The 26,562-nt window shown below is 38.1% G+C and carries 24 protein-coding genes and 1 pseudogene; 5 read left to right on the top strand and 20 right to left on the bottom strand.

The features are described from left to right. Positions 1–16 precede the first annotated feature (16 nt). The 8 genes from ABC255_RS17465 to ABC255_RS17500 all read right to left on the bottom strand — a co-directional run bounded on the left by ABC255_RS17465 (position 17) and on the right by ABC255_RS17500 (position 9,103). Positions 17–850: a carbohydrate ABC transporter permease gene (locus ABC255_RS17465; protein ID WP_412995432.1), complete on the bottom strand. Its 834-nt coding sequence runs from the start codon at positions 848–850 to the stop codon at positions 17–19. 14 nt (positions 851–864) lie between these two features. Beyond that, positions 865–1,815: a carbohydrate ABC transporter permease gene (locus ABC255_RS17470; RefSeq protein ID WP_412995434.1), complete on the bottom strand. Its 951-nt coding sequence runs from the start codon at positions 1,813–1,815 to the stop codon at positions 865–867. 91 nt (positions 1,816–1,906) lie between these two features. Further along, a complete protein-coding gene (locus ABC255_RS17475) occupies positions 1,907–3,208 on the bottom strand; it encodes an ABC transporter substrate-binding protein (protein WP_412995436.1) in 1,302 nt (433 codons plus the stop codon). Positions 3,209–3,494: 286 nt separating this feature from the next. After that, positions 3,495–4,637 carry a GntR family transcriptional regulator gene (locus ABC255_RS17480; protein WP_412995437.1) on the bottom strand — a complete coding sequence of 381 codons (1,143 nt, stop codon included), beginning with the start codon at positions 4,635–4,637 and terminating at the stop codon, positions 3,495–3,497. A gap of 167 nt (positions 4,638–4,804) precedes the next feature. Next, positions 4,805–5,590, bottom strand: coding sequence for an XdhC family protein (locus ABC255_RS17485; RefSeq protein WP_412998578.1), 786 nt, complete (start codon positions 5,588–5,590; stop codon positions 4,805–4,807). A gap of 32 nt (positions 5,591–5,622) precedes the next feature. Continuing rightward, positions 5,623–6,483 (bottom strand): FAD binding domain-containing protein, encoded by an 861-nt coding sequence (locus tag ABC255_RS17490; RefSeq protein WP_412995439.1) that lies wholly within the window; start codon positions 6,481–6,483, stop codon positions 5,623–5,625. Continuing rightward, complete coding sequence (locus tag ABC255_RS17495; RefSeq protein ID WP_412995441.1) at positions 6,468–6,944, bottom strand: (2Fe-2S)-binding protein; 477 nt, start codon at positions 6,942–6,944, stop codon at positions 6,468–6,470. Before ABC255_RS17495 ends, ABC255_RS17490 begins: the two co-directional genes overlap by 16 nt. Continuing rightward, positions 6,941–9,103, bottom strand: coding sequence for a xanthine dehydrogenase family protein molybdopterin-binding subunit (locus ABC255_RS17500; RefSeq protein WP_412995443.1), 2,163 nt, complete (start codon positions 9,101–9,103; stop codon positions 6,941–6,943). Before ABC255_RS17500 ends, ABC255_RS17495 begins: the two co-directional genes overlap by 4 nt. Before the next feature lie 297 nt (positions 9,104–9,400). Between ABC255_RS17500 and ABC255_RS17505 the strand changes: the two genes are divergently transcribed. Beyond that, on the top strand, positions 9,401–9,574 hold the full coding sequence (locus ABC255_RS17505) for a hypothetical protein (protein WP_412995445.1): 174 nt from the start codon (positions 9,401–9,403) through the stop codon (positions 9,572–9,574). A gap of 112 nt (positions 9,575–9,686) precedes the next feature. Here the strand turns inward: ABC255_RS17505 and ABC255_RS17510 are convergent, their stop codons facing one another. Beyond that, positions 9,687–10,271 (bottom strand): nucleotidyltransferase family protein, encoded by a 585-nt coding sequence (locus ABC255_RS17510; RefSeq protein WP_412995446.1) that lies wholly within the window; start codon positions 10,269–10,271, stop codon positions 9,687–9,689. Positions 10,272–10,465: 194 nt separating this feature from the next. Between ABC255_RS17510 and ABC255_RS17515 the strand changes: the two are divergent. Then, positions 10,466–11,242, top strand: a pseudogene (locus tag ABC255_RS17515) (arylamine N-acetyltransferase family protein). Positions 11,243–11,280: 38 nt separating this feature from the next. Further along, a complete protein-coding gene (locus ABC255_RS17520; RefSeq protein ID WP_412998579.1) occupies positions 11,281–12,333 on the top strand; it encodes a phosphotransferase in 1,053 nt (350 codons plus the stop codon). A gap of 46 nt (positions 12,334–12,379) precedes the next feature. Here ABC255_RS17520 and ABC255_RS17525 read toward each other — a convergent pair whose 3' ends face one another. The 7 genes from ABC255_RS17525 to ABC255_RS17555 all read right to left on the bottom strand — a co-directional run bounded on the left by ABC255_RS17525 (position 12,380) and on the right by ABC255_RS17555 (position 19,372). Beyond that, the gene (locus ABC255_RS17525) at positions 12,380–13,336 is read right to left on the bottom strand and encodes an SGNH/GDSL hydrolase family protein (protein ID WP_412995448.1); all 957 of its coding nucleotides are present in this window, start codon (positions 13,334–13,336) and stop codon (positions 12,380–12,382) included. A gap of 233 nt (positions 13,337–13,569) precedes the next feature. Then, entirely contained in the window at positions 13,570–14,238 is a 669-nt protein-coding gene (locus ABC255_RS17530) for a nitroreductase family protein (protein ID WP_412995449.1), read from the bottom strand. Positions 14,239–14,689: 451 nt separating this feature from the next. Then, the gene (locus ABC255_RS17535; protein ID WP_412995451.1) at positions 14,690–15,397 is read right to left on the bottom strand and encodes a DNA alkylation repair protein; all 708 of its coding nucleotides are present in this window, start codon (positions 15,395–15,397) and stop codon (positions 14,690–14,692) included. A gap of 134 nt (positions 15,398–15,531) precedes the next feature. Next, positions 15,532–16,911 (bottom strand): HAMP domain-containing sensor histidine kinase, encoded by a 1,380-nt coding sequence (locus ABC255_RS17540; protein WP_412995453.1) that lies wholly within the window; start codon positions 16,909–16,911, stop codon positions 15,532–15,534. Next, on the bottom strand, positions 16,908–17,588 hold the full coding sequence (locus tag ABC255_RS17545; RefSeq protein WP_412995454.1) for a response regulator transcription factor: 681 nt from the start codon (positions 17,586–17,588) through the stop codon (positions 16,908–16,910). The genes ABC255_RS17540 and ABC255_RS17545 overlap by 4 nt, the downstream gene beginning before the upstream one ends. Positions 17,589–17,649: 61 nt before the next feature. Beyond that, positions 17,650–18,336 carry an ABC transporter ATP-binding protein gene (locus ABC255_RS17550; RefSeq protein WP_412995455.1) on the bottom strand — a complete coding sequence of 229 codons (687 nt, stop codon included), beginning with the start codon at positions 18,334–18,336 and terminating at the stop codon, positions 17,650–17,652. A 1-nt stretch (position 18,337) separates the two neighbouring features. Continuing rightward, entirely contained in the window at positions 18,338–19,372 is a 1,035-nt protein-coding gene (locus tag ABC255_RS17555; RefSeq protein ID WP_412995457.1) for an ABC transporter permease, read from the bottom strand. A gap of 375 nt (positions 19,373–19,747) precedes the next feature. Between ABC255_RS17555 and ABC255_RS17560 the strand changes: the two genes are divergently transcribed. Both ABC255_RS17560 and ABC255_RS17565 read left to right on the top strand, forming a co-directional pair. Next, on the top strand, positions 19,748–22,780 hold the full coding sequence (locus tag ABC255_RS17560) for an efflux RND transporter permease subunit (RefSeq protein ID WP_412995458.1): 3,033 nt from the start codon (positions 19,748–19,750) through the stop codon (positions 22,778–22,780). Positions 22,781–23,109: 329 nt separating this feature from the next. Then, entirely contained in the window at positions 23,110–23,907 is a 798-nt protein-coding gene (locus tag ABC255_RS17565; RefSeq protein WP_412995460.1) for an HAD family hydrolase, read from the top strand. 68 nt (positions 23,908–23,975) lie between these two features. Here ABC255_RS17565 and ABC255_RS17570 read toward each other — a convergent pair whose 3' ends face one another. The 4 genes from ABC255_RS17570 to ABC255_RS17585 form a co-directional block, all read right to left on the bottom strand. Then, positions 23,976–24,317 carry an IDEAL domain-containing protein gene (locus tag ABC255_RS17570; RefSeq protein ID WP_412995462.1) on the bottom strand — a complete coding sequence of 114 codons (342 nt, stop codon included), beginning with the start codon at positions 24,315–24,317 and terminating at the stop codon, positions 23,976–23,978. A gap of 108 nt (positions 24,318–24,425) precedes the next feature. Then, positions 24,426–24,839, bottom strand: coding sequence for an RrF2 family transcriptional regulator (locus tag ABC255_RS17575; protein ID WP_412995464.1), 414 nt, complete (start codon positions 24,837–24,839; stop codon positions 24,426–24,428). A gap of 125 nt (positions 24,840–24,964) precedes the next feature. Beyond that, complete coding sequence (gene spxA, locus ABC255_RS17580) at positions 24,965–25,360, bottom strand: transcriptional regulator SpxA (RefSeq protein WP_412995466.1); 396 nt, start codon at positions 25,358–25,360, stop codon at positions 24,965–24,967. Between the two features lie 310 nt (positions 25,361–25,670). Next, the gene (locus ABC255_RS17585; RefSeq protein ID WP_412995468.1) at positions 25,671–26,522 is read right to left on the bottom strand and encodes a DegV family protein; all 852 of its coding nucleotides are present in this window, start codon (positions 26,520–26,522) and stop codon (positions 25,671–25,673) included. Between the last annotated feature and the right edge of the window lie 40 nt (positions 26,523–26,562).

Raw genomic sequence — 26,562 nt, forward strand, 5'->3', positions numbered from 1 at the left:
TGATATTAATAGATTCCTATTTAATTCCACTAAAAGTGATTCCTTTAATAAATGTTTTTTGCAAAAAGAAGAATAGGAGAATAACAGGAACTGTCATCATCGTTGAGACAGCCATCATGAGCCCCCACTCAGAACCCTTCTGACTTTGGAATTGCTGCAAACCTAGAGATAAAGTGTATTGAACGGAATCGGTTAAATAGAGTAATGGACCGATAAAGTCTGTCCAACTAGCCATAAATTGAAATAGTCCTACGGCTAATACCGCTGGTTTTGCTAGCGGCAGCATGATTTGCCAATAGATTCTAAACTCGCTGGCACCATCTATCTTCGCAGCCTCTCTTAAACTATCAGGTAATCCCATAAAAAATTGCCTTAACAGGAAGATGTAAAAAGGGATTCCGAAAAATGCCGGGATGATTAAAGGATAAGGCGTACCCACCAACCCTAATTTTTCAAACAGTAAAAATAATGGAATCATCGTTACTTGCCCTGGAATCATCATGACGCCAATGGTAATGATAAAAAGTATATTCCTTCCTGGCCACTTTAGTTTCGCAAAGCTATAGGCGACAATCGGACATGATAATACTGCTCCAATGGTACTGACCAGGGTAATAATGATAGTGTTTTTTAAATACGTGAAAAATGGGATATAATTCATGGCATCAATATAATTGCTCCACTTAACAGGTTTCGGAATCCATTCAGGCGGAAACGTAAATACTTGTGTCAATGGTTTTAATGACGTTGATACCATCCAGATAAATGGAATCATAAAGAAAAATGATGCGATGATTAGTACCAAATGTGCTGAAAAACGGGTTACTTTCTTTTTCCTGGTTCCATCCATTTTTTTCTCCTCCCTTATTTGCCTTGATAGTGAACCCATCGCTTTGATGTAATAAATACAAAGGCCGTTAATGCCATAATAATCACAAATAAAACCCATGCCATGGCCGATGCATAGCCCATTTTAAAGAATTTAAAGCCGTTATCATATAAATACATGACATAAAATGTTAATGAATTGGCTGGTGTCCCTTTCCCTTGTGTCAATGTGTATGGCAGGGTAAATTGCTGGAAGGCGCCAATAATTCCCATTACCAAATTAAAAAAGATAACCGGTGTTAACAGAGGCAGAGTAATATGTAAGGTTTTTTGGAACCAGTTCGCCCCGTCAACATCTGCTGCATCATAATAATCTTCCGGAATATCTCCCAGCCCCGCTAAATAGATGACCACTGCCTGCCCTATTCCCCACAATGACATGAGAATTAATGAGGGCTTCGACCATGTCTCACTTCCAAGCCATGATGGTCCTTCAATTCCGATCGAGCTTAAAATTCCGTTTACCAGCCCAAACCCTGGATTTAACAGCCACATCCATAAAACTGCCAATGCTACATGTGGAACCAGAGTTGGCAGGAAGAAAATGGTTCGGTACACGGCCATCCCTTTTACTTTCATGTTCAGCATCATAGCAAGTGCCACACCAAAGATGATTCCTAATGGGACATAAAACACAGCAAAGTAAACGGTGTTATAAACGGATTTCCAAAATAACTCATCATTCATTAAATTTTTGTAATTCTCCAAGCCTATGAATTCACCTGGCTGAAGGATACTGTAGGATGTGAAGCTAAAATAAATGGATGAAAACAAAGGAATTGCGTAAAAGACCAGTAAACCAATAATCCAAGGTGATGCAAATAAAAAGCCAGTTTTGTATTCCCCCCATTTACCCAGCCTTTTCTTAGCAGTGATGTTTATTTGATTGTTAGGCTCTGGTTTAGGAGAGTTCAAATTTTCAGCCAATGGTATGTTTCCTTTCACATTAATCACCGCTCCTCCCGATATTCATGATCCGGGAGGAGAAAAACCCCTCCCTTTCTTATTCAGTAAGTTCTTATTTACTTAGCTCTTTATTTACTTTTTCATTCACTTTTGTTAATAGCTCTTCTGGCGTTCCATTTCCACGAGTTGCATTTTCTACCGCGCTGGCCAGTTCATTCCAATATAAAGAGCCTTGTGTCATTACTGGTCGATGGTGAGAAACAGGTAAAATATTAACAAATTCTTTTAAGATTGGATCTTCTTTATAACCTAGTTCTTCATTAACGGAATCAAGGACAGAGAAGTCTCTCGAGATTCCACTGAAAATCTTTTGACCTTCTTCCCCGCCAAAGAACTTCAGAAATTTCCATGCAGCCTCTTTATTCTCCGCGCCTTTAGGAATGACAACGGACCATCCTCCTGACCAGGTTGTATGATCTTCCCCCGTTGGAGTTGGGATAGGAAATACCCCATATTTCAAGTCAGGTTTGAATTTCTTAATCGCGGAAACTTCCCACGGTCCACTTAACTTCATGCTTAATTGACCCGTTAAGAATGGGTCCATAGCACCCTGACCTTGTGAATCAGTAAAACCAGCGATATCCTCGACATTATATTTCTTAGCAAAATCGGTCATCCATTGAAGAGCCTCTACTAACTTTGGATCATTTGCTGTAGCTTTATTTGTTTCAGGATTATAGAATTCTCCGCCGAACGACCAACCCCAGCCATAAAACCAACCTTGACCAAACCATGGAATAAAGCCAATTCGTTCAAAGCGCTTTCCTTTTTTCTTCGTTAATTTTTCCGCAGCAGCTTCTAATTCAGCAATGGTTGTCGGAGGGTTTTCTGGGTCTAATCCCACTTCCTTGAAATGGTCTATATTAAAATACACGAGCCTTGAATCGGTAGTCGTAGGGATGCCGTATAGTTTACCTTGATAACTGGCCTCATCCCAAGCAAAAGGATAGTAGCTTTCCTTTGTAACTCCACTGGATTCCGCTAATTGTGTCAAATCTTCCAAAGATCCTTGCGCTGCCCAGGATCCGATCTCGAAACGGTCGAAGTAGGCGACATCTGGAGGATTTCCCCCTGAGATAGCCGTCATTAATTTTTCATTTTGTCCTTCACCTTGATTTGCTGTATAGACAGCATTGATTTTGATATCCGGATTCTGTTTCTCAAACTCCTTAATGACTGCATCCACCGCTTCGCCTGTAACGTCTGTCATTGGGTGCCAAAAAGTTACTGTGGTTTGATTCTTACTTCCTTTCTCTGACGAACTCGATTTGGAGGAGCATCCTGTAAGAATCATAGATAAAGTCAGCGCGATCATTAATGCTATTGCTCCCATTCTTTTTTTCTTTTGCTTCATGTTCATCCCCCTGCTTTCTTATTAATTTTTCATATCCCCTTTTATGTATTTTCATAGTTGAACCATTAATAAAAGCGCTTTCAAAACTACTCAAAAAAATTTAACAAAATGATATAACAACTATAACCTGTTATTATTAATGGTATATTGATAGATTACCAACTGAACACAGACATGTCAACATACTTTTTGAAAATTCTTTCTTATTATTTGGGCATTTTTAAAAGTATTTTTGTTTAGAAAGCAACAAAAAAAGCAATCCTTACGCAAAGGATTGCTTTCGCATCTATATTCGCTGATTTAGCATAGTCGATTTCCCTTCAATCAAAGTAAAATCAATCACAGTATGCTTGGGGATTTTCTCGCCCTTTAATTGCTTCATTAAAAGATCAACGGCCTTTTTGCCCATTTCTTCTTCATGTTGATGTATATGGGTAAAGAGCGACTGATCAAAACGGTCCTCTGGGCAGTCGAAACAGACAATAGAATAATCTTCGGGAATTTTTTTCCCCAGTTTTTTTAAAACATTCATTAGTGTTAAAGACAAATAATATTCACTCACAATAAAGGCTGTGACTTCCGGATTATTTAGAATAAATTGTTTGATCGAATGAAAGTCTGCTTTCATAATATCTTCCGAGTGGTCCACGTATTGTGGTAAGGAACTGATCAGATCAATTAATAAAAAGTCAGGATTCATTTTCAAACCTTGCTTTGAAAAAGCAATATGAAACCCTTGGAGTCTCTCCTCTAGCGTAGAATTTCCGCTAGGAGACGGTGAAAGGAAGGCGATTTCCTTATGACCTAACGTGAATAAATAATTGGTTAAGGTTTCACATGCCGATTGATTATTTGTACAAACGGAGCTAGCAGGAATACCTTTTAAGTATCGATCCACTAACACTATTGGATAGTCCTTTACTACTAGCTTTAATATTTCTGTATTGTAATGTTCGCCATGCACCGGAAAGATGATGAGACCATCCACACCACTTTTTACAAGATCGATGATAGCATTTTCCTCTTCTTTGGTGTCCCCTCCGGTACGCCGGATAATCAAGTTGCAATTATTTTGCATACAAATTTTTTCTATCGTTTTTACTAGACTTAACCCAAATGCATTATCAAAGTCAGGTATGATAAGGGCGACCAATTTACTCGTTGTAAGACTGGAATTTTGATAGCCATTTGGAGAAGAATCCCTATTTTCTTGTTGCTGATGGGCGACAAATGAACCTTTTCCTCTTATCCGCTCAATGATGTTATTTTGAGCAAGCAAATCTAATGCCTTTTTTGATGTAATTCTACTTACATCGAATTCTCCAGCCAATTCCTTTTCGGAAGGAACTCGATCTCCCTCCATTAAATTGCCTTGCTTAATTTGATCGATGATATATTCATATATTTTTTCATATAAGGGAGTACTCATTCGCATTTCACCTTTTAAAGTTGATATATTTATTATATATAAATATATCATCTTAAAGCTATTAAAACAATATAGTTATTTTTGACTAGTCAAAAAGGTCTATTCAATTCAGATAAATATAAAAACGTTCCCTGCAATAATGCAAGGAACGTTTAAAAACATTTCAATTATCTAATTAACTGTTTCACTTTTAAAGGTTTGGTTCCCTTGCTTAATTTTATGATTTCACCGATAATACTGATGGCAATTTCTTCTGTTGTTTCCGCGCCAATTTCCAGTCCGATTGGAGAATGAACCTGTTCCAGCTGTTCTTGTGAGACACCTTCACTTTTTAATTTTTCAAATATCGTTATCACCTTGCGTTTGCTTGCCACCATCCCAACATAGGCGATTGGAAATTGTAGTGCTGTTTTTAATACTCTGTCATCACCATCTTTTGTCACAATAATTACATAGGACTTTTCATTGAGGTTTGCGCTGAGCAATGCCTCTTCAATATCCTCGTTGACAAAAATGTTTGTGGCATTACGAAAGCGATCCTTGGTTGCGTAACCAATCCGGTCATCGACAATACAATAAGGAAGTTCAAGGGAATCGGCAAGCTTTGATAGGGCATATGCTAAGTGACCGGCTCCAGCCAGAACTAGTTCAGGTCTGCTTGTATAAACCTCGATAAACACCCTTAGTGTCCCGCCGCAATTCATTTGAATTCCGTCTTTTGCATGTTTATTTAGTTTGTATTCAACGATTTTTGATTTACCGATTTGGAGTGCTTTTACACTCTCTTCGATGATAAAGTGTTCTGCCAGGCCCCCGCCGACAGTACCTTCAATGGTACCGTCCCGGTATACAATCATTTTTCCAACATGCCTGGGAGTCGAGCCCTTTGATTCAATAATCATGGCTAGTGCAAAGGTTTCGTTTTGACGATTCAGCATCGCGACTTTTTCCATCAGTAGCAAGTATAGCTCCCCCTTTTTTAAGCTTAGTTGTGTTTCATGCTTAGAAAATAACGTAAAAGATTTAAGGCTACTGTTTTTCTATATAATGCTGTGGAGCGCTGATCGTCGATTGGTTTGATGATTTTATTAAAGGCAGCGATAACCTGTGCGATGTCTGCATCCGCTAATGGTATGGTCTTTCCTAGCAGCTTTTTCTCAATATCAATCGAACGAACCATCGTAGGTCCGACCGCCCCGAATGCAAAGCGAACATCCTCAATTACAGCACCTTTTGTCCTTATATATCCTGCAAACCCTACTTTGGCTATGGCATCTGCGTTGCGGTTGCCTACTTTCTCAAAAACGACATGAGCACCTTCTACTAAAACCGACGGCAAGATAATTTCAGTCAAAATTTCATTTGGTTCACGTTGAACCCTTCGCACACCTTGAATAAATTCACTAACCGGAACGATTCGCTCCCCATTAACAGAGCGCAGCAAAATTTTTGCGTTGTATACATATAATAATGGCAATGTGTCACCAGCTGGGGAAGCGTTACAAATATTCCCCCCTAAAGTCCCTCTGTTTCGAATCGCAGGAGCAGCAATCGTTTTAATTGCCTTTTTTAATGGTATAGGAATTAGCGCGTCATCGAGTAATTCGCTATACGTGCAACAGGCCCCGATATGGAGATTGTTACCTTTTAGATACACCCGTTTTAGCTCAGAAAGATGATCAATAAAAATAATTGGTTTGGGGATTTTTGGCGGTACTCCTCTTCGACTTTTGTGCATAACCATGACATCTGTGCCCCCGGCAATAATCGCACAGTTATCTTTATTCAATTGGCCCAAGGTTTCTTCTAAACGGTCGAATCGATAGGCGATTATTTTTTCTGCCATAAGCCGTCCCCTTTTTTAGCCGCCAGGTTGATTGCATCGACAATCATATTGTAGCCCGTACATCGGCAGAGATTTCCTGATATCCCTTCACGAATTTCAGCTTCTGAAGGATGTGGGTTTTGAGATAATAAAGCTGCACTTGCCATGACCATCCCAGGAATGCAGTAACCGCATTGCACTCCTCCGGCTTCGGAATAGCTTTCATCTAAAACTTTAAATTGCTCAGACTCCATAATTCCTTCTATCGTGACAACATCGGCTCCCTCAATGGAGCCAATTGGAACGAGGCAGCTGTTTTGCAGGAGGTTATTGACAAAAACACTGCAGGCTCCGCATTCTCCTTCTCCGCAGCCTTCCTTTGTACCAATTAAATTAAAATCCTCTCTTATTAAATCTAGTAATCTTGCTGTTGGAGGGGCGTCTGTTTCTATTTTTCTTCCATTTAGAGTGAATTTTATCATCCTTCCTCACCTTCTCTCGTCCAAAGACTTTCGATAATCACTTCAGGGGTAATTGGAATTTGCTGAAAAGGAGTTTTCAGTGCATTCTCGATCGCCGACTGGACAGCAGGAGCGCCGCCGATTAATGTCAATTCACCTGCACCCTTTGCCCCGTAGGGACCATCCGCATAGGGATTATCAAACACTTTACTTTGAATGGTAACGACATCCATTGAAGTCGGGGGTCCATAGTCCGTTATGCTTTTTTGTTGAATTCTGCCTTCTTTTGAGGTCATTTTTTCTAGGTACCCATACGCTAATCCTTGTGCCAAGCCACCGTCAATTTGCCCTTTCATAACCCGGTCATCGATGACTTTCCCTACTTCATAATTGGCATATACTTTTTCCAACTTTACATTTCCAGTTAATGTATCCACTTCTACTTCCACAAAATTCACGCCCCACGAATAGGCCGGGTAGGCGTCGCCTGTGAATGTTTTTTCGTCCCAAGGGATCATTTCCCGATGAACATAGTCCTCCGTTACTTCCTGTTCCACTCCGGGTTGCCACTGAGCCTTCAGTTTTTTGGCGGCTCGTTCAAGTAATTTACCGACAATCATTGTCGTTCTTGAGGCTACAGTCGGACCAGAGTCGGGAACTTCTTTTGTATCGGGATAAGGGTACAAAACTTCTTCATATGGGAGATCTAGTTCTTTGGCGACAATTTTACTCAGTGTAGTAAAAATGCCTTGTCCCATGTCAGAATTTGATATCTTCAGTGACACCCGATCGTCTTTGGATTTATATAGCCTGACCTTTGCTTTTATATGATCTCGTTCACCACTGCCAGTAAATCCACAGCCATGGAGGAACAGCGACGTTCCAATCCCTTTTTTATAGCGCAGATTTTGTTGATTGAAGGTTTCAAACTCCGTTTTTTTCTTTTTGTAATCGGACGCGTTAAGTAAGTCCTCAATCATATCTTCCATTAAAATTGGATCGCGAAAATTTCCTTTGGTAATCGTGGGGTCTCCCTGTTTGACGAGGTATTTACGTTTATACTCAAGTGGGTCGATGTTTGCTAGTTTACTAAGATGAGCTATATGACTTTCGATTCCGGCAAAGCTTTGTGGCGCACCAAAGCCTCTGAAGGCACCGTTCGGTACGGTATTGGTTTTTAACACATAGCCTTTTGCATGAAAATGCGGAATTTTATAAACACCGGCACTGTTTAGTAAGGCGCGCTGCAGCACGACTGAACTCAATCCTACATTTGCCCCGCCATCGAGAAAAACCTCTACACACATGCTCAAGATATTTCCTTCCTTATCAAGTGCTGTTCGGTACTTGAGTTTTGCTGGGTGCCTTTTCGTTGTGACTACCATATCCTCAGACCTGTCGAACACGAGCATGACCGATTTTTTGACTGCCTTTGCAGCTACTGCTACGTGACACGCCATCATTGAAGGAAACTCTTCTTTTCCGCCAAAACCACCGCCAGTTGGACTTTGAACCACACTTACGTCATCATCGCCACACGCTAAAGCGGTGATCAATGCATTTTTTATATAATAAAGACACTGCATCGAGCCCTGGACGACAATTTCATCGTCCTTATAAATGCCAAGCATACCTTGCGGCTCAAGGTAAACATGCTCCTGATAGCCCGCATCATATTCTTCTTCGATAATATGAAATGCACCCTGCTCAATGGCTGAAATGCTTTCTAAGCTTTCCCCAAATTCATAGTTTGCCATCGTTACCCCGGTTGCTGACTTTTGTTTGATTGCTTCGTCCAGTGTATAAATTGCCTGGTGTTCTTCCATTTCAATCTTTACTTCATCAAGCAGACCGTACAGGATATCCAGGTCCTTTCCTACGAGCATGAGAATTGGCTCACCAATATAATTGACCCACTCATTGGCAAAGATGGGCTGATCTTCTTTAATAATTTTTACATAATTTGGTCCGGGGATATTCTCTGCACCAACCGCTTCATATCCTTCAGGAAGGTCTGGTAATTGTATCGATTTAATTTTTCCATATGCAACCTGAGACCGGTACAAAACACCATAAACCATATTTTCCACTTTCACGTCACTAATGTAAGCCAACTGGCCAGATACTTTCCCTTTATGGTCCTTTTTGGGCACTGAGGTGCTTATGTTTTTAAGTTTCACGATCCAACAACACCCTTCGACTCATTTTTAAAAAAGATACAAGATTAATAGAACCTCTTCCTACGATTTTATAAGTCAGCATAAAGTTTTATGATTAATTTCACTCAAGAAATTCGTTCTTTTCATTATATTTTAATGACGGGAAACTTTACTTAACTATGTAAGAATGTTTTACAAGGAATTTTCATTACCATAAGCATTTTTGTTAAAAGTGAAAACGTTCACAAAATTATGTGGTAATCGCTTTCAAAATCGTATATAATTATATTAAAATTACAACTTAAGAGGTGAAACAGCATGAAAGAATATATTTTTCTTATAGAAGAACCGGTAGGTACCAAAGAAATAAAAATTATAGCATCAGGAATGACGGAAGCCTTCAGAAAAGCAAAGGAATTCAGAAAAAATATTTTCAAAGATACTAAATTAAAAGTCAATATGATTTTAAAAGGTGTTAGATATACGGATTAACCTTAGAGGAAAATACATTGAGAGGAAAATCCTACACTACATGTTCTTATTAAGATTAATAGTTCCTAAATAAAGGAGAACACATTCGCTGACTAACGAAATGTGTTCTCCTTTAAATTTTATTATAATCAATGGCTCTTTGGTAATCCTCCTGCGTATCAACATCCATAAGAACTCCCTGGTCATCTATATTTATATATACCTTTTCATACCCATTCAGGACCTCACGTAAATTACTTTCCGGATCGGTTTCGAGTATTTTTTGTTTTACTGCTTCTGATAACTTAATAGGATGTCCACCTTTAAATTGAAAGCTGGGAATCACTACGTCCCCTTTATGGCCTGCGATTTGCTGAATTGTCTCCTTTTTAACAAGCGGACAATCTCCAGGTGTGATAAAGAAATCTGGGGCATTTACTTCGTTGCATCCCATTTGGATGGAGCTAAACATCCCCTGCTTGAAGTTTTCGTTGTAAACAAATTTTATTTGAAATGAATAGGTATTGTTATTGCAGATCCTTACAATTTCCTCTTGTATACTTTCTGCTTGAAACCCTGCTACGACGATAACTCTGCTGCAAACTCCTTCGAATTTAGAAATCGTTTGCTCCAAAAGCGTCATTTTCCCCAATGACAACTTCATTTTAAATGCATTCGCTCGACTGGAATAGCCAGCAGCTAGGACGATTGCTTCCATTATTAACACCTCACAAAGACCATGGGGACGGTTCTATTGGTCTATTATTTGTTTAACTTGAGCCAAGAGAACCGTCCCTATGGAGTTATTCTATCATTTACAATATGGGACTTCCAAAGAATATATTCTAATTTGGGTTACCTTCAGGTTTTTGCTATCATTTAATATATGCAGGCATCAAGGGGGAAGATTAAATGAACGACTTAAACGAATTATTTCGTAATAGAGTGGGGCTCCCACAGGACGCTATAATCACATTTCAATATTTAGATACAGTTCTTGAAAAAACAGCAAAGACCATTCCTTTTGAAAATTTATGTATTATTGAAAATAGAACGAAGGAAATTACAAAAGAAAATTTAACGAGTAAAATAATTGAACAAAATGAAGGCGGGCTTTGTTATGAACTAAATACGATTCTTTACCTTTTTTTATATGAAAACAACTTTAAGCCGACCTTAATACGCGGAGTAACGTATAATCATATTGAGCAACAGTGGAGTCCGACTGGGAATACTCATGTGCTTAATCTTATTACCCATAATGGGCAGGTCTATGTCGTTGATACTGGATTTGGAGGGAACCTGCCATTAAAACCTGTTCCATTGAGCGGAGAGTCTGTTGCCTCAAGTAATGGTGAATTTAAAGTGGAACATATAGAAAGTGAACATGGGGATTATATTTTGTACATGAAATTAAATCGCAAAGATGAAGATTGGAAGATCGGTTAGGCTTTTAATACTAAAGAAGAGGTTCAAAATATAACTGAATTAAATGAAGTTCAAAGAATTATTGTGGAACATCCTAAATCCGCATTTAATAAAAAGCCATTAATCACTAAGATAACAGATAAGGGAAACATAACATTAACTGACACTTCGTTTACACAATGGATTGATAGCGCATTGAAAAAGGAAATCATTGATGAAAAAAGATTCAATGAAATAAGAAAAGAATATTTTAAAATTTAGAACTGTGGGGACGGTTCTTTTGGTCTAACTTGATCCAAGTGAACCGTCCCCATGGAGTTAGGATTACGATTATGATGAAAAATTTATACATTGATGAAATACTGGCACATTTCTTTCCGACTGGCAGTTGGCTAACATGGGTTGGGCAAAGTGGAGCAAACAATACGACTCGATTTGTACGTGTTGATGATGAGCAATATGTACTTCGCATTTACGAAACCCACCAGGATGTAAAGAAGGTAAAGTATGAGCATGCTATTCTCGTAGCTTTAGCGGAAATGTCTCTTACTTTTTCTACACCGCAGCCTGTCACATCACTTGATGGAGAAACGATAGTAAGAACAAGTAATGGAAAAATTGCTGGTTTATTTCGGTACTTGGATGGCGTAAACCCTGCTCTGGAGGAATTGGCTGAAATTCGCTCCTATGGCGTAACGGTTGGTCGCTTGTCAACTTCTTTAGCACTTGTCCAAAGTAATCACCATCCTGCTTACAGACCGTATTATGAGATTGAAAGTACTCATCCTCGTTGTTCTTTACATGATGTTTTAAGCTTTTGCAAAAAACCTCCGAAGGAATTTTCGGAACAGACAACAGATTTATTAGTGATTCATGAACAGCTGACTTCTTTTATGGAGCAAGTTCCAACATTAAGTCAATTACCACATCAGCTTGTTCACGGCGATATTAACGCGTCCAACATTCTCGTCAATGAAGATGGTATCGTGTCAGCTGTTCTCGATTTTGAATTCGTGACGAACGATTTGCGGGTGATGGAACTGGCTGTTTGCTTATCAGACTTCATCCAACCTAGCGAAGAAGCAACCATTATTTGGGCAAAAATTAACGCATTTCTTTCCGGTTATGGGCAATCACTAAAATTGACAGAAGCTGAAATTGAAGCAGTTCCCACCCTCATCCAACTTAGAAGTCTCGACGTATTCATTCACTTTCTGGGTCGTTATTTCGATCAGGTCAGCTCCATTGACATTGTTAAAGAATATATCCAAAAGTCTGCGATACGCTGTAATTGGATTATGGATAATAAAAACAAGCTGTTAAAAACCATGGGGACGGTTCCAACGGTCTAACTTTTTGTTTAAGTTAGACCAAGAGAACCGTCCCCATTGCATACCATTATGGTGATACTTCAACTTTGTTAATCTCGGTTTTTTCATTGGATTCTTGCATATATTCTAATACTCGCTGGGCCATTAGTTTATAGCCGCTTGTGTTTGGGTGAAATTCATCTTCCGCCAATAAGTCCATGTTAGAATTACTGAATATATCTTTTGTTGGAATATACTTTACATTATCATATTCTTCAGCAAGAGACTTTCCTGCTTCATTCCAACTGTCAATGATCAAGCCAAGTTCTTTTATTTCACCAAAATGACGTTCAAATGGATTATAAAAGCCGATTAAGTAAATTTGGGTATCTGGATTCAGATCATTTATTTTATTAAAAATGGCCTCTAATCGCTCTATATATTTCACCCTCTCCTCTTGGAAGGGTTCCATCGTAACATTCATAAAGTTAGATTTTAATACATTCATAATGTCATTGGCACCAATTGTGATTAGAACCATATCAGCCTCTTTAATTTCAGAAGCAATCTCTTCTTTCTCCAGCCTTTTTAATAATTGATCTGTCCGGTTACCTTTTTTACCGAAGTTTTCTACGGTGATATTTAGGTTGTTGTCTTCAAATGTGTGATTAAGGATACCAACATAACCACCATTTTCTGTTTCATCACCACTCCCTTCGGTTAAAGAGTCGCCGATTGCCACAATCTTCTGGTCTTTCTTAAAGAAGTCCAAAGTAACTTCCACTACTTCCCTGACCTTTTCCTTAATATTTTCCGTTATTGGCTTATCACCTTCTACCTGCTCAGTTTCTACCTCTTCTTGAGCTTTAGCAACTTCAGCTGCCCTATCTTCTGTACTTTCTGTTAGTTCTCTTTTTAAAGAAGCAACCGCCTTTACACTTTCCACCTGTGTTTGATTACGTTCTGGCAGAATTAAATATAGGCAACCACTTAATAGTAAAATACCAATAAAAATACTCATCCACGTAACTCGTTTATTCTTCAAATGCATCACACCTATTACTATTGTAAAATTATAATCTAACATATAAATTTCTTGATATTATATAGTTATTCATTTTATCATGCATGGCAACATTCCGAAACAAAACTAAGGCAGTTTATTCCTTCCAATTACCCTATTTAATGGATTATTAAACATAAAAAACCCCGTTCTAAAAAGAAACGGGGTTCGATTACGTTTCTAAAATTGTTTTTAGAAACCTATTTCGTATTGTATTACTCTTCAACTGATGGCATTTCGTTAAAGAAGGCTACATCCTCAATTGGAAGTCGTTTGGTAGGATGGCCTGGTTTCGCTGCTTTTCCGATAGCAATGAGCATAACCGGCACATACTGTTCGGATATTCCGAACGCTTCAACGAACTTCGCTTTATCGTATCCTCCCATTGGAACCGTGTCGTACCCTTTAGAACGTGCGACAAGCATGAGCTGCATTGAGATTAGGCCGCCATCGGTAAATACAATTTGGCGTGCCACTTCAGCCGGCAAGCTTGAGTACATGCCAACTGTTCGTTCAATGAATGATTTAGCCGTATCAGCTGGCATAAAGCCTGCTTCAACAGCCTGTCCATAAATTTTTTCTGCTTTCTTGTAGCTTTCCACATCGCCAAGGACGGCAATCACCGCAGAAGATTCAACTACTTGTTGTTGGTTAAACGCGATTGGCAAAAGCTTTTCCTTTAACTCCGGTTTATCGATGACTAGAAAACGCCATGGCTGCAGGTTTGAAGATGAAGGAGCCAACGTTGCTAGTTCAAGTATTTCAGTCATTTCTTCACGTGAGATCTTTACTGTTGGATCGTAGGCACGAACAGATCGACGTTCACGAATTACATCTAAAAACATTTGCTGGTCGAGCTTTTCTATAGTTTGAGAGTTTGACATAATATTTCCTCCTGTAATGACATGATAGTTTCGTTCAACTCTACTATGAACATTTAAGTAAAACTCATGGTGTTTTAACCCTATTATGAAAAATGGAATTAAGATACTAATGTTTGTATCATACTTGGTAACTTTACTCACATTGAATCGAATTGTCAAAAGTAATGCTTTCGTAACCCTGGTTAAGCACCCGAGTTGAAAAATAGGCGGAAAAATTCCGCTTAATATGTAAACATTATTAAAAAAAGCTTATATAGACGGAGAGATTCCGCCTATCGACTCGGAAAATTCGAAAATGGGAGATTTTGCTTTGAATAAGCGGAAAACCTCCCCTTATATCCCCCGAAATGAGCTCCAATCTTGATTTAACAGGAAAATCTCCGTTTATTCTATTTTACATTTGCTGGTTATACTTGCATAATTCTGAAATTATTAACATTTGTCTGATATGCTAACACCTTACATATTTACGTTTGAAACCAAGCCTCCCTCTATCCAGTTCCTTTTGAATAGTTTCGGAAGCAAGCAAAATACTATTTTTCTTCTTGTCCCGCTTGACCTCGACTGGACCTACTGCCTTAGCGGTTTCAACTGCATTTTCATGAAGCGGCATATAAGAAATTCCAACTGTATAGATAAAATTATTCATAGCGGATTTTGTCCGTTCAGGAGATACGTGAATCGTATTTTTCACCTGATTGAGCATACTGGCAATCTTAGTTGCACTAAATTCACTGTCCGGGCGATTACCTAAAAGCCAGCAATAGCAGCTCCAGCCGGCCGACATTTTAAGTTCTTCACCGCTTGCAATCCATTTATCGGCAACTACTTGCGCAATATCGGCTTCAGACAAAGTCACTGCCACTACATAATCGGACAGCATATAAAAATATGCACCATCCATCCACCGGTCAAAATCCGCTTCCGTCATGATCATTGGGTCCGCAATGATGCCGGCAAAGTACATGGCATCATAATTCCCAGTTGCATATAGCTGCTCTGCCAAAGGCTGATTTTTCTTAATTTTCTTCGCAATCGGCTTCATGGCACCTGTAGCCACCCCAAAGACCGGTTCGTGTGCCCCATTGCTTATGTACATCTTTTTCATTCGTTCCTTACCGAGTGACTCCAGTTCCTGCATAACCATTTCGAATTCCATCGTTTAGCACTTCCTTCCTTTATCATCATATCAAACATTTCCATCATTATAAATTTTGGATTATCGTGCCCCTTCTATGATTTAAACAGCTTAAAGCACAAAAAAATGCTTCTGCTATTTCTATGATAAATTTTCTATTTAACTGGCAATTCAACAATAAAAGTAGACCCTTGTTTTTCATTACTTTTTACTGTAATAACCCCATTATGGAGCTTGACAATGCTTGAAACAATTGAGAGTCCCAAGCCTGTCCCTTCAATACTTCTTGTACGTGATGTGTCTGCACGGTAAAAGCGTTCAAATATCCTATCCACTTCCTTACCACTCATTCCTAAACCTGTATCAACGAACTTCACGAAGACTGAATTTCCTCTTTCTTCAATCGAAATCTCCATGCTGCCATTAGGTACATTATATTTAATACCATTGGATAATAGATTATCCCAAACTGTCGCAAGGAAGGCGGGATCACCCATAATTTCAATATCAGGTAAAGAGTAACTAAGCATTAAACCTTTTTCATTTATTGCCCATTGGTAATTATGAATTAATCCCTTTATTTGCTTACCAACTTTGAACCATTTTTTCTGCATTACATCCTCATTTCGATCCAACGAAGCAAGAAGTAACAATTGTTTGGTTAAGGAAGAAAGCCTTCTTATTTCACTATTGATGATGGAAACGTATTGGATCCTATCTTCCTTTTTAATGGAATCGTCATCCAACAGGTTCGTATACCCTTTTATATTAGAAAGTGGTGATTGGATATCATGAGAGATATTGGAAATAAACTCCTTTCTCATGTCGTCCATTTGTTCTAACTTTTTTGCCATTTGTAAAAAACTTTCGGAAAGCTGTCCTAACTCATCATTACGTTTACTAGCCAGTTCCACGTTATAATGACCATTTGCTAATGACTTTGTTGCTTTCGTTAGTGTAGAAATAGGTTTTATTAAATATCTGGTGTTAATCAGTACCATCAATATGCTCAAAGAAATGGCTAAAAGCAGAATCCATCCAAATAAGACATGCATCTCGCCAAAAAGAAATTTAATATCCGGTCTTAAAAAAAGAGCATAGTCTACCCCGTTATGTTTTAATGGAACCCCAATACTGTTTCTCAGTTCATTGAAAAAAAAGCCTGTAACAAAGGTTTCACGTGGGAAGTGAAGGATTCCATGAAAAACTTGACCATTTAATACACGTTCTTTAGTTGAAGCAGGAAGACTTTTATCTCTGAAAGGTTCACCAAAATAATGTTCATTCCCAAGGCTATCGACTAAATACAGTTGATAGCCAACCTCAGAAATGTTTTCTAAATAGACTCCTAAGTTGTTATCAGGATGTTCGTTTGCAAAAGCGGCAATGTTTAAGGCTACGTTTGTATTTTTTTGGTCATTATAAGGCTTTATCTTTTGATGGTAATAGGTATTAGAGATTAAAAAAGCAAAGAGAAAACTTATTAGCATCATGCCTGTGGTGATAACAATAAATTTTACATAGAGGGTTCTCATTTCCTTTTGGCCTCCAAAGAATAGCCAACCCCTCTTACTGTTTTAATCTGAAAATCATCACTTAATGTTGAAAAACGTTCCCTCAATCTTTTTATATGAACATCTACCGTTCGGTCATCACCTTCATAATCCCTTCCCCAAATCTGTTCTATCAGATTCTCCCTGGAAAACACTTGCTTCGGTTTAGAAAATAAATATGATAAAAGTTCAAATTCCTTTAAGGGCAGGAGCAAAGTTCGGTTTCCAATCTGAACTTCAAAGCTTTTTTTATTAATGGTTGTATTACCAATACGCATAATGGTTTCATCCATTTGATGTTCATACCGCCGTAACAATGCTTTTATTCGAAAAAGTAATTCCCTGGGTTCAAAGGGCTTAACCAAATAATCATCCGTTCCGGCTAAAAATCCTTGCTCCTTATCCTCGATTTGGTTTTTAGCCGTTAACATGAGGACTGGAATATTATATTGTTTGCGAATTTCCTTTGTTAAAGCAAAGCCGTCCATGAACGGCATCATCACATCAACGATGGCTAAGTCACTAGCTTCCTTTTTAAGTACTTCCAAGGCATCAACCCCATCTTTTGCTAACAGTACATTATAGCCTTCATTCGAAAGTTGAATGTTGACTAGATTTAATATATGAATGTCATCATCAACAATTAAAATAGTTGTCATATCTTTTCTCCTATTAAAATTAAAATCGTCTGCTTCATTATACCCTTACAATCTTTGGATTCTAATGTTGACTAAGCAAAATCTTTCCATCACTCATTTTAATGACAGTATTCGCATAGGAGAGCATTTCCTCATCATGGGTAACCATTAATGTAGTCAGGTTCAACCTTTTTGTCAAATCTCGAAGTAACGTCATTACATCTCTTGATTTTGTTGAATCAAGGCTGGCAGTTGGCTCATCAGCGAACAGAACCTTTGGTTTATGGATGATGGCACGTGCAATCGCTACCCGCTGCTTTTCCCCGCCAGATAATGTTGACGGGTAGGCATGCTTTCGATGGTTCATTCCAACTAATGTTAGGATGTGGTCGATTTCCTTTTTTTGTTCTGTCTTATTTATTTTAGATTCTGACACATCCATCATAAGAAGTAGCTGCTCTTCTACGGTGAGAAATGGAACCAAATGGGCGAATTGAAAGACAAATCCAAATTTACTGGAACGAATCTTTCTAACTTGATCTCCATTCATTTCAGTCAAATTTTCACCTTCAAAAAGTACCTTTCCATCTGAAGCAGGTTGAAGTCCAGCTGCAATGGTTAGGAGTGTACTTTTACCAGAACCTGAAGCTCCGACTAATGCGGTTAACTCACCTTTTTTAAGAGTAAGGTTGACTCCTTTTAGGATTTCCTCCTTCACTTCCCCATTTGTAAACGTTTTTCTCACTTTATCGATAGTAAATAGTGTCATACTAAACCTCTCCTTGTTGAATCGCTTGTAATGGTTCGACTTTTTTGATCTGTATGCCAGAAATTGTAGATCCAATAAAACCTATCATGAAGAAGACGGTAGATAATTGTCCTGTTGTTTCTAGAGTCAAATGAAAGGGCATATCTTTAGGTGCAAGCATGTTAAAAGCCTGACTTAGTGTAATCGAGATCGTTAAGGCCATCCCGGTAATAACTATCATTTGTGTCCACATCATTTTAAATAATGTTCTTGTTTTTACCCCAATTGCCTTTAAGATACCGTATAAACCCATTTTCTGAACGTTCATCATGTAGAAAAAGATTCCGAATAGCATACCGCTAATCACAACTAAAAACCAAACAATCATATTGAGGGAGGTCTGCTCTGCCTTGTAACTTGATATGGTGTTTAGGAATTCTTTATTAGTAAACACATCTAATCCTTTGACTGCATCAAGAGATTTCTTTTCTGGTACAAAAATCAATTGCATTTCAGTAGCGCGGTACATATCTTTGTAGTCTTCGGAATTGATAAATACAACAGGTGCATGACTGAATTTCTTTTGGTCAACGAAACCTTTTACTAAGAATTTGCCGCTGTACTGATTACTTGTTAAGGAATCACCAACTTGTATCCCCTTGTCTTGCATAGACTGATCTAAAACAACTTCTCCTCTTTGGACATTTTCAAACAACTGAGATTCAGTCGAGGTAACAAAGGCAACACTCTGCTGCTTTTCATCCTTATCATTCAAAAACCCCATTTGAATGGAAAATGCAACTGCTTCTTTATGTTTGTTTAATAGTTTAACTTGAATATCATTATCTATTTTTGAAAGGTTAATCGTGTGTTCCGCCTCTTTAGACATAAAAAAAAGTCCATCAGGCAAATCTTTTATTAATGCAGAATTATCCTGTGACAATCCATTCGCCAAACCAGATATGATAAACGTTAATAAACTAACAAGAAAAACAATAGAACCTAAAATCATAAATCTCATTTTATTGTTTTTCATTTCTTTCCAAGCCATGTTCATCTTCATTCCTCCCATTTCTTTTTACAATGAAAGTTTATAATCGGAATATGAACGGTGGATGAACAACTGTTTACATTTTTATTAGAATACAAAATAGTGCCAGGAACCAGCAAAATTTTGGTTGGTTCCTGGCACCTTTTTCACTCTGTAAGACTTAAGTCGTAGAAAAAATTCAGTCTCCTCAAAATAAGAAAAATATGGGATATTTATGGAGCAGGATCGAATAAATAGTTAAATAGAACTACAAACGGAGGCGATGGAATTATGTAGAGAATGTAAAACTCTTGCAATTTTATGGTAAATAATGGCTGTCAGTCACAAAATCATGTTACGATTCACTTGGATTTTTATCTAGAACATAAGGGAGATGTACCTATGTCATTTTTTACGAAATGGGCTTTTCAAAATAAAGCCGCGGTCTCATTGATTACGATATTAATATTAATCATTGGTGTCGTAAGTTATTTTAGATTACCGATGGAGTTCTTGCCTTCAGCAGACAATCCGCAAGTAACCATTATTACGATGGGTCAAGGAACCGATTCAAAGACAATGGAAAGTGATGTTACTTCGCCGATTGAACGTGCCGTAACCGGAATTAAAGGAAAAAATTCGATTTATTCCACAACGGGAGACGGGTTTTCAAAAGTAGATTTATTTTTTGAAGCTGGTTCAGACATGAAACAAGCAAAATTAGATGTTCAAGAGGCATTATCCAATGTGGGACTCCCAGCTTACATATCAAAGCCAATCATTTCGCAGCTAAATACCTCCATGATTCCGATCTCCAACATCGCTGTAACCTTTAAAGATGGCCTCACAACCGAAAACCTAGAGTTGGTAAAAGAAAAAATTGAACCGTTATACAAAGAAATTGACGGTGTTGCTCAAGTTCAAACATATGGATTGGTTGATCCTGTAATTTCTATAAAAATCGATAATCAAAAGTTAGCACAAAACCAGGTATCCCTTCAGTCTGTGCTGGGAATTCTTCAAGGTCAAAACACCGCTCTTGCAGTCGGTGAAAAGAATATTGATGGAAAAACAAGCAATATTAAGGTAATTGGCGACATATCAAGTCTCGAAAAACTAAAAAAACTGCCAGTTGCTCCAAATGTAAACCTAGAAGATATCTCCTCGATTAATGAGACAAAACAATCTAATTTTCTCAACCGTTTCGACGGTGAGGAAGCATTAAGCATCAGTATTACGAAGGATAGTAATTCGAACGCTGTATCCATTAGTAAAGAAATCGAAAAAGTAACGAAGGAAATCAATAAAAAATATGATTCTCAAAAAGCTACAATCTATGTGGCATCTGCAGATATGGTTGAAACATCTGTTCAAACGATGATGAAAGAAGTACTTCTTGGTGCTTTATTTGCAACGATTGTGATTATGATCTTTTTACGAAATATCAGAACAACGTTTATAACGATTGTTTCCATCCCGCTATCACTTTGTTTCACCTTGTTCTTACTGTCACGATCTGGGGTAACATTAAATATCTTAACACTCGGCGGGGTTGCAGTTGCTGTTGGGCGACTTGTGGACGACAGTATCGTTGTCATTGAAAATATTTATCGTAAAATGCAAACAGAGAAGTTTTCAGTTCAAATGGTGATTGATGCAACGAAACAAGTTGGTGTTGCGATAACAGCCTCCACGTTAACAACGGTCGCGGTTTTCCTGCCGATGAGTTTATTAAACGGTGGACTTCAAGAATTCCTTTTACCATTTGCCTTAACGGTAACCTATTCCCTCCTCGCCTCACTAGTGGTTGCATTAACATTGGTACCGTTAATGAGTGCTGGATTATTGAAAAATACTAAACTACCGGAACATAAACCGGCAGTACGCTTTCCAAAGGTAGTCAAATGGTCTTTAAATCATAAATGGATTGTATTTGCGATTTCCATCCTTTTGTTTGCGGGTTCAATAGTCGCCTACTTTACGGTACCGAAGGGTGCTGTTGACAATTCTTCTGCCGACTTTGTATCAGCAACCTTGAAATACCCAAATGAAACGCCTTTTGAAACGGTAAAAGAAAAAGCAATTAAGCTGGAAAATGAGATAGCTGAAATGGATGAGGTTGAATATGTATTTAACCAAGTCGGTTCTTCGGCTGATTTCGCTCAATTTGGCCAGATTGGTTCTCCAACTGAAGCGGTCATTAGTATTCTATTGAAAGATAAAGAGGATACAGATACGATTTTAAAAGAAATTGAAAAGAAAAAGGACGACTATAAGGGAGCAGTATTAGAAGTCGCCACCGCTTCGTTTATGATGGGCGGATCAGGAACCAATATTACGATCGATGTGGTTGGTGAAGATATCTACAGACTAGAAAAAACTGCAAACAATATTAAAGAAACAGTAGCTGATATTGACGGTGTTGAAGAAGTGACAACGAATCAAGATGAAAAGAAAACCGTCTACTCTTTAGTCGTAGATCCTGCAAAGGGTAATACGCAGCAAATTGCTCAGCAGCTTGGGGTCATGCTCAACCAAACCCCAATTGGTACAATCACCTTGAATGAAAAACAAACGAACGTTGTTCTTGAACCCTTACTTATCACAGAAACACAAGAAAACTTGAAAAACATTCCGATTATGACCGAAAGCGGTATGGTACCTGTTTCAGAGATAGCTACATTAAAAGAAACTGAAAGTTCAACCAGTCAGTTCCATAAAGATGGCAAGACCTATCTTCGCGTCACGGCAACTGTCGATCCTGCAAAGCTCTCTGAAATTTCGACCAAGATTAATCTGGAAATATTCGGAGATCAAAAAGACAATAAAGGAATGGACATTCCTGACGATGTGGAGGTTCTTGTTGGAGGAGCAAGTGCGCAACAGATGGAGGATTTTACCGATCTTTTCTTAACAATGCTTGTTTCCATCGGAATTGTGTTCTTGATTATGGTCATCACCTTTAAGTCCATCAAAGCGCCAATCGCGATTTTAACCTCTCTTCCGCTTGCGGCAATCGGTGCGATTTTAGGAATCCTAATCAGCCGGATTTCCGTTGATATCACCGCACTGCTTGGAGCGCTTATGCTGATTGGAATTGTCGTCACAAATGCGATTGTTCTGATTGACCGGGTTAGACAGAATGAAGAAAATATGACGATTCGCGAAGCGATTGTGGAAGCAACGGCTACCAGAATGAGACCAATTACGATGACCGCAGTTGCCACAATATGTGCAATGATTCCTCTCTTGTTTAAGGAATCTCAGACCGGAAGCTTGGTTTCCCAAAGCTTAGCTGTTGTTGTTATCGGCGGGCTGGCTCTAGCTACCCTCTTGACGCTGATCGTCATTCCATGTGTGTACGAATTATTGTATTTTAAAAAATCAAAGAAACAAAGAATGTCAGAATCCACAGATCAGCACATTCAAATGTAAATAAAGCCAGACATGCAAGTGATGAACATCGCTTGCATGTTTTTTTGTTTAATTATTTCGCTTGCGTTTTTTAAAATAGATTTACATAACCTTAACATCAACAAAGCAGTCCCTTAACATTGATTTATTATTCTATTATTAGTGGGGATAGCATGTGTGGCTATCATGGTAGTTGGCGTAGGTGGAGCCATTACTGGTATTAATTTTACATAACAGAAGAACGTGTCCTGCTAGCTCAATAAAATTCACTTAAACAATACACCGAGTTTACTTAACTTTAATATTCAAATGATATGATTGGCGTAACAACCAATGAGGAGGCAATATAAATGAATGTGCGAGCAATATTTATTGATATGGATGGTACTCTTCTTAAAGCCTCAAACTGCATTTCCCACCGAAATATGCAAGCCATTTATGGGCTTATTAATCGGGGAATCAAGGTTTTTCTAGCCACTGGTCGACACTATGAAGTAACCGCACCCTACCATAAAGAAATAGGTTTACGAACTCCGATGATTTGTTTGAATGGTGCCGCTATACACGATGAAAAAACAGGGATCATTACCGAGATGAATACTCTCCGGTTGAACGAGGAACGGTTTCATCATCTGACCGCTGAAAGTCCTTATAATGTTATGGTCCATACAGCAAATGGGCTTTACTGTAAGGAAACAAATGAAGAAATTGATTATTGGACAAAGGTTGGGAAAATTCCGCCACGATATATCGGCGATTTAAGACAGGCGAAATATCAAGATGTCCTTAAATATAGTGTTCGAACTGGAGAACCTAGCCCTGAAATATCCGCATTGTTTAAAAATGAAGCAGAAGTTGTCGATTGGAATGACGGGTTTGAATTGCTTGCCCCTAATGTTTCCAAATGGTCTGCTATAAAAAGCTTACTTACCGAATTCCGAATTAGTCCTGATGAAGTTGTAGCCATTGGAGACGGACCCAATGATATAGAGATGCTCCGTCATGTTGGTACTGGTGTAGCAATGGGGAACGCTAGCAAAGAGGTTAAAGCTGCAGCTGATTTTGTCACAGGACACCATGAAAATGATGGATTAGCGGAGTTTATAGAACGTTATCTTCAACAACCTTATAAATCAACTGCGATTTAAATTGTTTGCAAAAAAAACTGACAGGTGTGAATCGCACCTGTCAGTTTTTTTCCTAAATGAATGTCTCCTTAAGCATTAACTTCCTTCACCAGCTGATTGATTGAATGTAATTTGGCTGATAACTCATTAAACCATTCTTCATCACCGGATAATAACGCCAAGTCAATTAGGAAAAGGATTTGTTCCTTATTAGTGACATTTGCAGCAGGTAAATGTTTTAGCTGGTTAGTTAATAATGCAATTGTTCTGCCGATTATGTCTTTGTTGTCACTTGTCACAACCGTAACCTTTGCCACCCCTTCTACATTGCTCAGCGATTCAATATAACCTATGATTAATTCCCCACTCAGCAAATTTCCCTTAACCCAATCACCTGTTTCTAACATTGGAAATTGATTATTACTCAACATATTTTTCACCTGCTTGGAAAAGTATAGTACTACTAAATGATGAATGACCTCTTTTACTGTAATTAAATTTATTACAGTTAAATTAGAAAGAAACTTGTTGCCAAGTCTTTATTGTTTTTTATTAATAAGATCAACAATTTCTCTAATGGTGTAGTTCTTTAAATATTCACCCAAATGGTCTTCAGCACCCAAAAAAATGGTAAACAAGACACTTTGCATATTTGCCCCGACAATGCACTGCTCGTTCGATTCAGGACATTTAGGCTGAAGCGCACCTTCAGAAGTAATCTTATAGATGTCCCAGAGATTAACCTCACTAAGCTCTAAAGCAAATATAAATCCCCCGCCTGTTCCTTCTTTTGATTTAATAAAACCATGTTTTTTTAATAAACTTAATACTTTACGAATACGAACTGGGTGGACACCGGCACTTTCTGCAATATATTCACTTGTTGACATGCGGTCTGGCTGTAATGCAAGTAGAGTTAAACTGTGAATGGCAAGTGTAAAATCACTGTTCATGACCTGCCTCCTATACATTCATCATTTTTCTATTAGATATTGCTACTATTAACGATTATAACATTTCCTATACTGTAATGATAAACGTAACAGATTGGACAACGTAACTTCAATTTATCTGCCTATTAATTAGCTGCTTTTTGCGATTCGGTGTTTACAAATGTACGAAGCCTGCGCGGTAAAAACCTGCTTATTTCGTCCTCGTTATATCCAACTTGTAATCTTTTTTCATCTATGATGATTGGCCGGCGTAACATTTTGGGATTGTTGATTATTAATTTATATAATTCGTTAAGTGGCAGAGATTCAATATCGACATTCAATTCCTGAAAAACTTTTGAGGTCGTTGAAATAATCTCGTCCGTCCCTTCTTCTGTCAGGCGAAGAATTGATTTAATCTCATCGATCGTAAGCGGATTAGCTATTATGTTTCTTTCAATATATTCAATCTGATGTTCCTCCAACCACGCCTTTGATTTTCGACAAGAACCACAGCTCGGTGTTGTAAATACAGTTACCATACCTTTACACACTCCCTTTTTATTATTCAACCATTGCTTAATAGCCTAAATGTAACGAAAAATATTACAGTTAAGAAGCAATAAAAACATGTCTTTTAAAATTAATTTAGAGAGCTAAACTCAACGGCTATACTGTAATATTAATTTTTACAGTTAAATAAGTCAAATGTAATTTAATGGGTAAATTAATTAATTTTATGATTGACTAAAAATTACGGATCTAGCCATCTTTCTATTAGGCTAGACCGCTCATTGCCTTCCTTGTTTTCTTTGTCAAATATTCTAGTGCTGTGTAAAATCTAATCATTTCCTAAACTTCCAAGCCTGCTATTCCGAAGCCCCCAGGTCCAGCATGAGTAGATATCATGGAGCCGGCTTGAATCCATTTTACATTTTTAAAACCAGTTTCAATTGCGATTTCATCCATCCCCTGCTTAATCTTTTCATCAAGTCCGATCGAGTAAAGAAGATAAAGTTGTCCTCTATCAATATCGTATTGATCTAAATAATCACGCATTAGTTTTTCTGAAACAACATCCATTTTTCCACGATATTTTTTTGTTGAAACAAGATTTCCATCAATTAATTCAATTCGCGGCTTTATTTTTAACAGGGCCCCACCTAGATACGCTAGATTACTAACCCGACCCCCTGCTCTTAAAAATTCCAAGCTTCCTGGGACGAAAGCCAATCTTGATTTAGGAACCTTTGATTCAATCTTCTCGACTAATTGGTCATGCTCAATCGAAGGTTCATTCTCTAACAAGGTAACCGCATACATCACAATCGCTGTTAATCCACCTGTTACGTTCAAAGCATCAATTAGGAAAATATCATCCAACTCTTCCGTTGCGATGATCGCATTTTGGAAGGAAGAAGATGCTTTTGACGTATAACCAATATGTATGATGACGCAATCAGGAAAATCATTCTTGATTTTTGTGAAAAATTCAAGATATTCATGGGAATTGGTTGATGTCGTTGAAGGTATTTTCTTTGTCCGTTCGTAATAATCATAAATATCCGTTACAGGTAATGAACCATCTAAATGATCCTTTCCTTCCATGATTACGTGCATTGGAACCACGTGTACATTATGTTTGACAGCTAATTCAACTGGTAAATCTGCACCACTCTCTGTCGTCAAAATAATTTTTCTCATCCATATCCTCCACTTCTATAGAAAAGCCGTTATGATTCGT

Source organism: Neobacillus canaveralius, assembly GCF_047237705.1.
GTDB lineage: Bacteria > Bacillota > Bacilli > Bacillales > Cytobacillaceae > Neobacillus > Neobacillus niacini_K.

Coding starts and splice junctions, on each gene's coding strand:
- ABC255_RS17465 (WP_412995432.1), bottom strand. CDS start 850: ATGGATGGAACCAGGAAAAAGAAAGTAACCCGTTTTTCAGCACATTTG.
- ABC255_RS17475 (WP_412995436.1), bottom strand. CDS start 3,208: ATGAAGCAAAAGAAAAAAAGAATGGGAGCAATAGCATTAATGATCGCG.
- ABC255_RS17480 (WP_412995437.1), bottom strand. CDS start 4,637: ATGAGTACTCCCTTATATGAAAAAATATATGAATATATCATCGATCAA.
- ABC255_RS17485 (WP_412998578.1), bottom strand. CDS start 5,590: ATGGAAAAAGTCGCGATGCTGAATCGTCAAAACGAAACCTTTGCACTA.
- ABC255_RS17490 (WP_412995439.1), bottom strand. CDS start 6,483: ATGGCAGAAAAAATAATCGCCTATCGATTCGACCGTTTAGAAGAAACC.
- ABC255_RS17495 (WP_412995441.1), bottom strand. CDS start 6,944: ATGATAAAATTCACTCTAAATGGAAGAAAAATAGAAACAGACGCCCCT.
- ABC255_RS17505 (WP_412995445.1), top strand. CDS start 9,401: ATGAAAGAATATATTTTTCTTATAGAAGAACCGGTAGGTACCAAAGAA.
- ABC255_RS17510 (WP_412995446.1), bottom strand. CDS start 10,271: ATGGAAGCAATCGTCCTAGCTGCTGGCTATTCCAGTCGAGCGAATGCA.
- ABC255_RS17530 (WP_412995449.1), bottom strand. CDS start 14,238: ATGTCAAACTCTCAAACTATAGAAAAGCTCGACCAGCAAATGTTTTTA.
- ABC255_RS17535 (WP_412995451.1), bottom strand. CDS start 15,397: ATGGAATTCGAAATGGTTATGCAGGAACTGGAGTCACTCGGTAAGGAA.
- ABC255_RS17540 (WP_412995453.1), bottom strand. CDS start 16,911: ATGAGAACCCTCTATGTAAAATTTATTGTTATCACCACAGGCATGATG.
- ABC255_RS17545 (WP_412995454.1), bottom strand. CDS start 17,588: ATGACAACTATTTTAATTGTTGATGATGACATTCATATATTAAATCTA.
- ABC255_RS17550 (WP_412995455.1), bottom strand. CDS start 18,336: ATGACACTATTTACTATCGATAAAGTGAGAAAAACGTTTACAAATGGG.
- ABC255_RS17555 (WP_412995457.1), bottom strand. CDS start 19,372: ATGAACATGGCTTGGAAAGAAATGAAAAACAATAAAATGAGATTTATG.
- ABC255_RS17560 (WP_412995458.1), top strand. CDS start 19,748: ATGTCATTTTTTACGAAATGGGCTTTTCAAAATAAAGCCGCGGTCTCA.
- ABC255_RS17565 (WP_412995460.1), top strand. CDS start 23,110: ATGAATGTGCGAGCAATATTTATTGATATGGATGGTACTCTTCTTAAA.
- ABC255_RS17570 (WP_412995462.1), bottom strand. CDS start 24,317: ATGTTGAGTAATAATCAATTTCCAATGTTAGAAACAGGTGATTGGGTT.
- ABC255_RS17575 (WP_412995464.1), bottom strand. CDS start 24,839: ATGAACAGTGATTTTACACTTGCCATTCACAGTTTAACTCTACTTGCA.
- spxA (WP_412995466.1), bottom strand. CDS start 25,360: ATGGTAACTGTATTTACAACACCGAGCTGTGGTTCTTGTCGAAAATCA.
- ABC255_RS17585 (WP_412995468.1), bottom strand. CDS start 26,522: ATGAGAAAAATTATTTTGACGACAGAGAGTGGTGCAGATTTACCAGTT.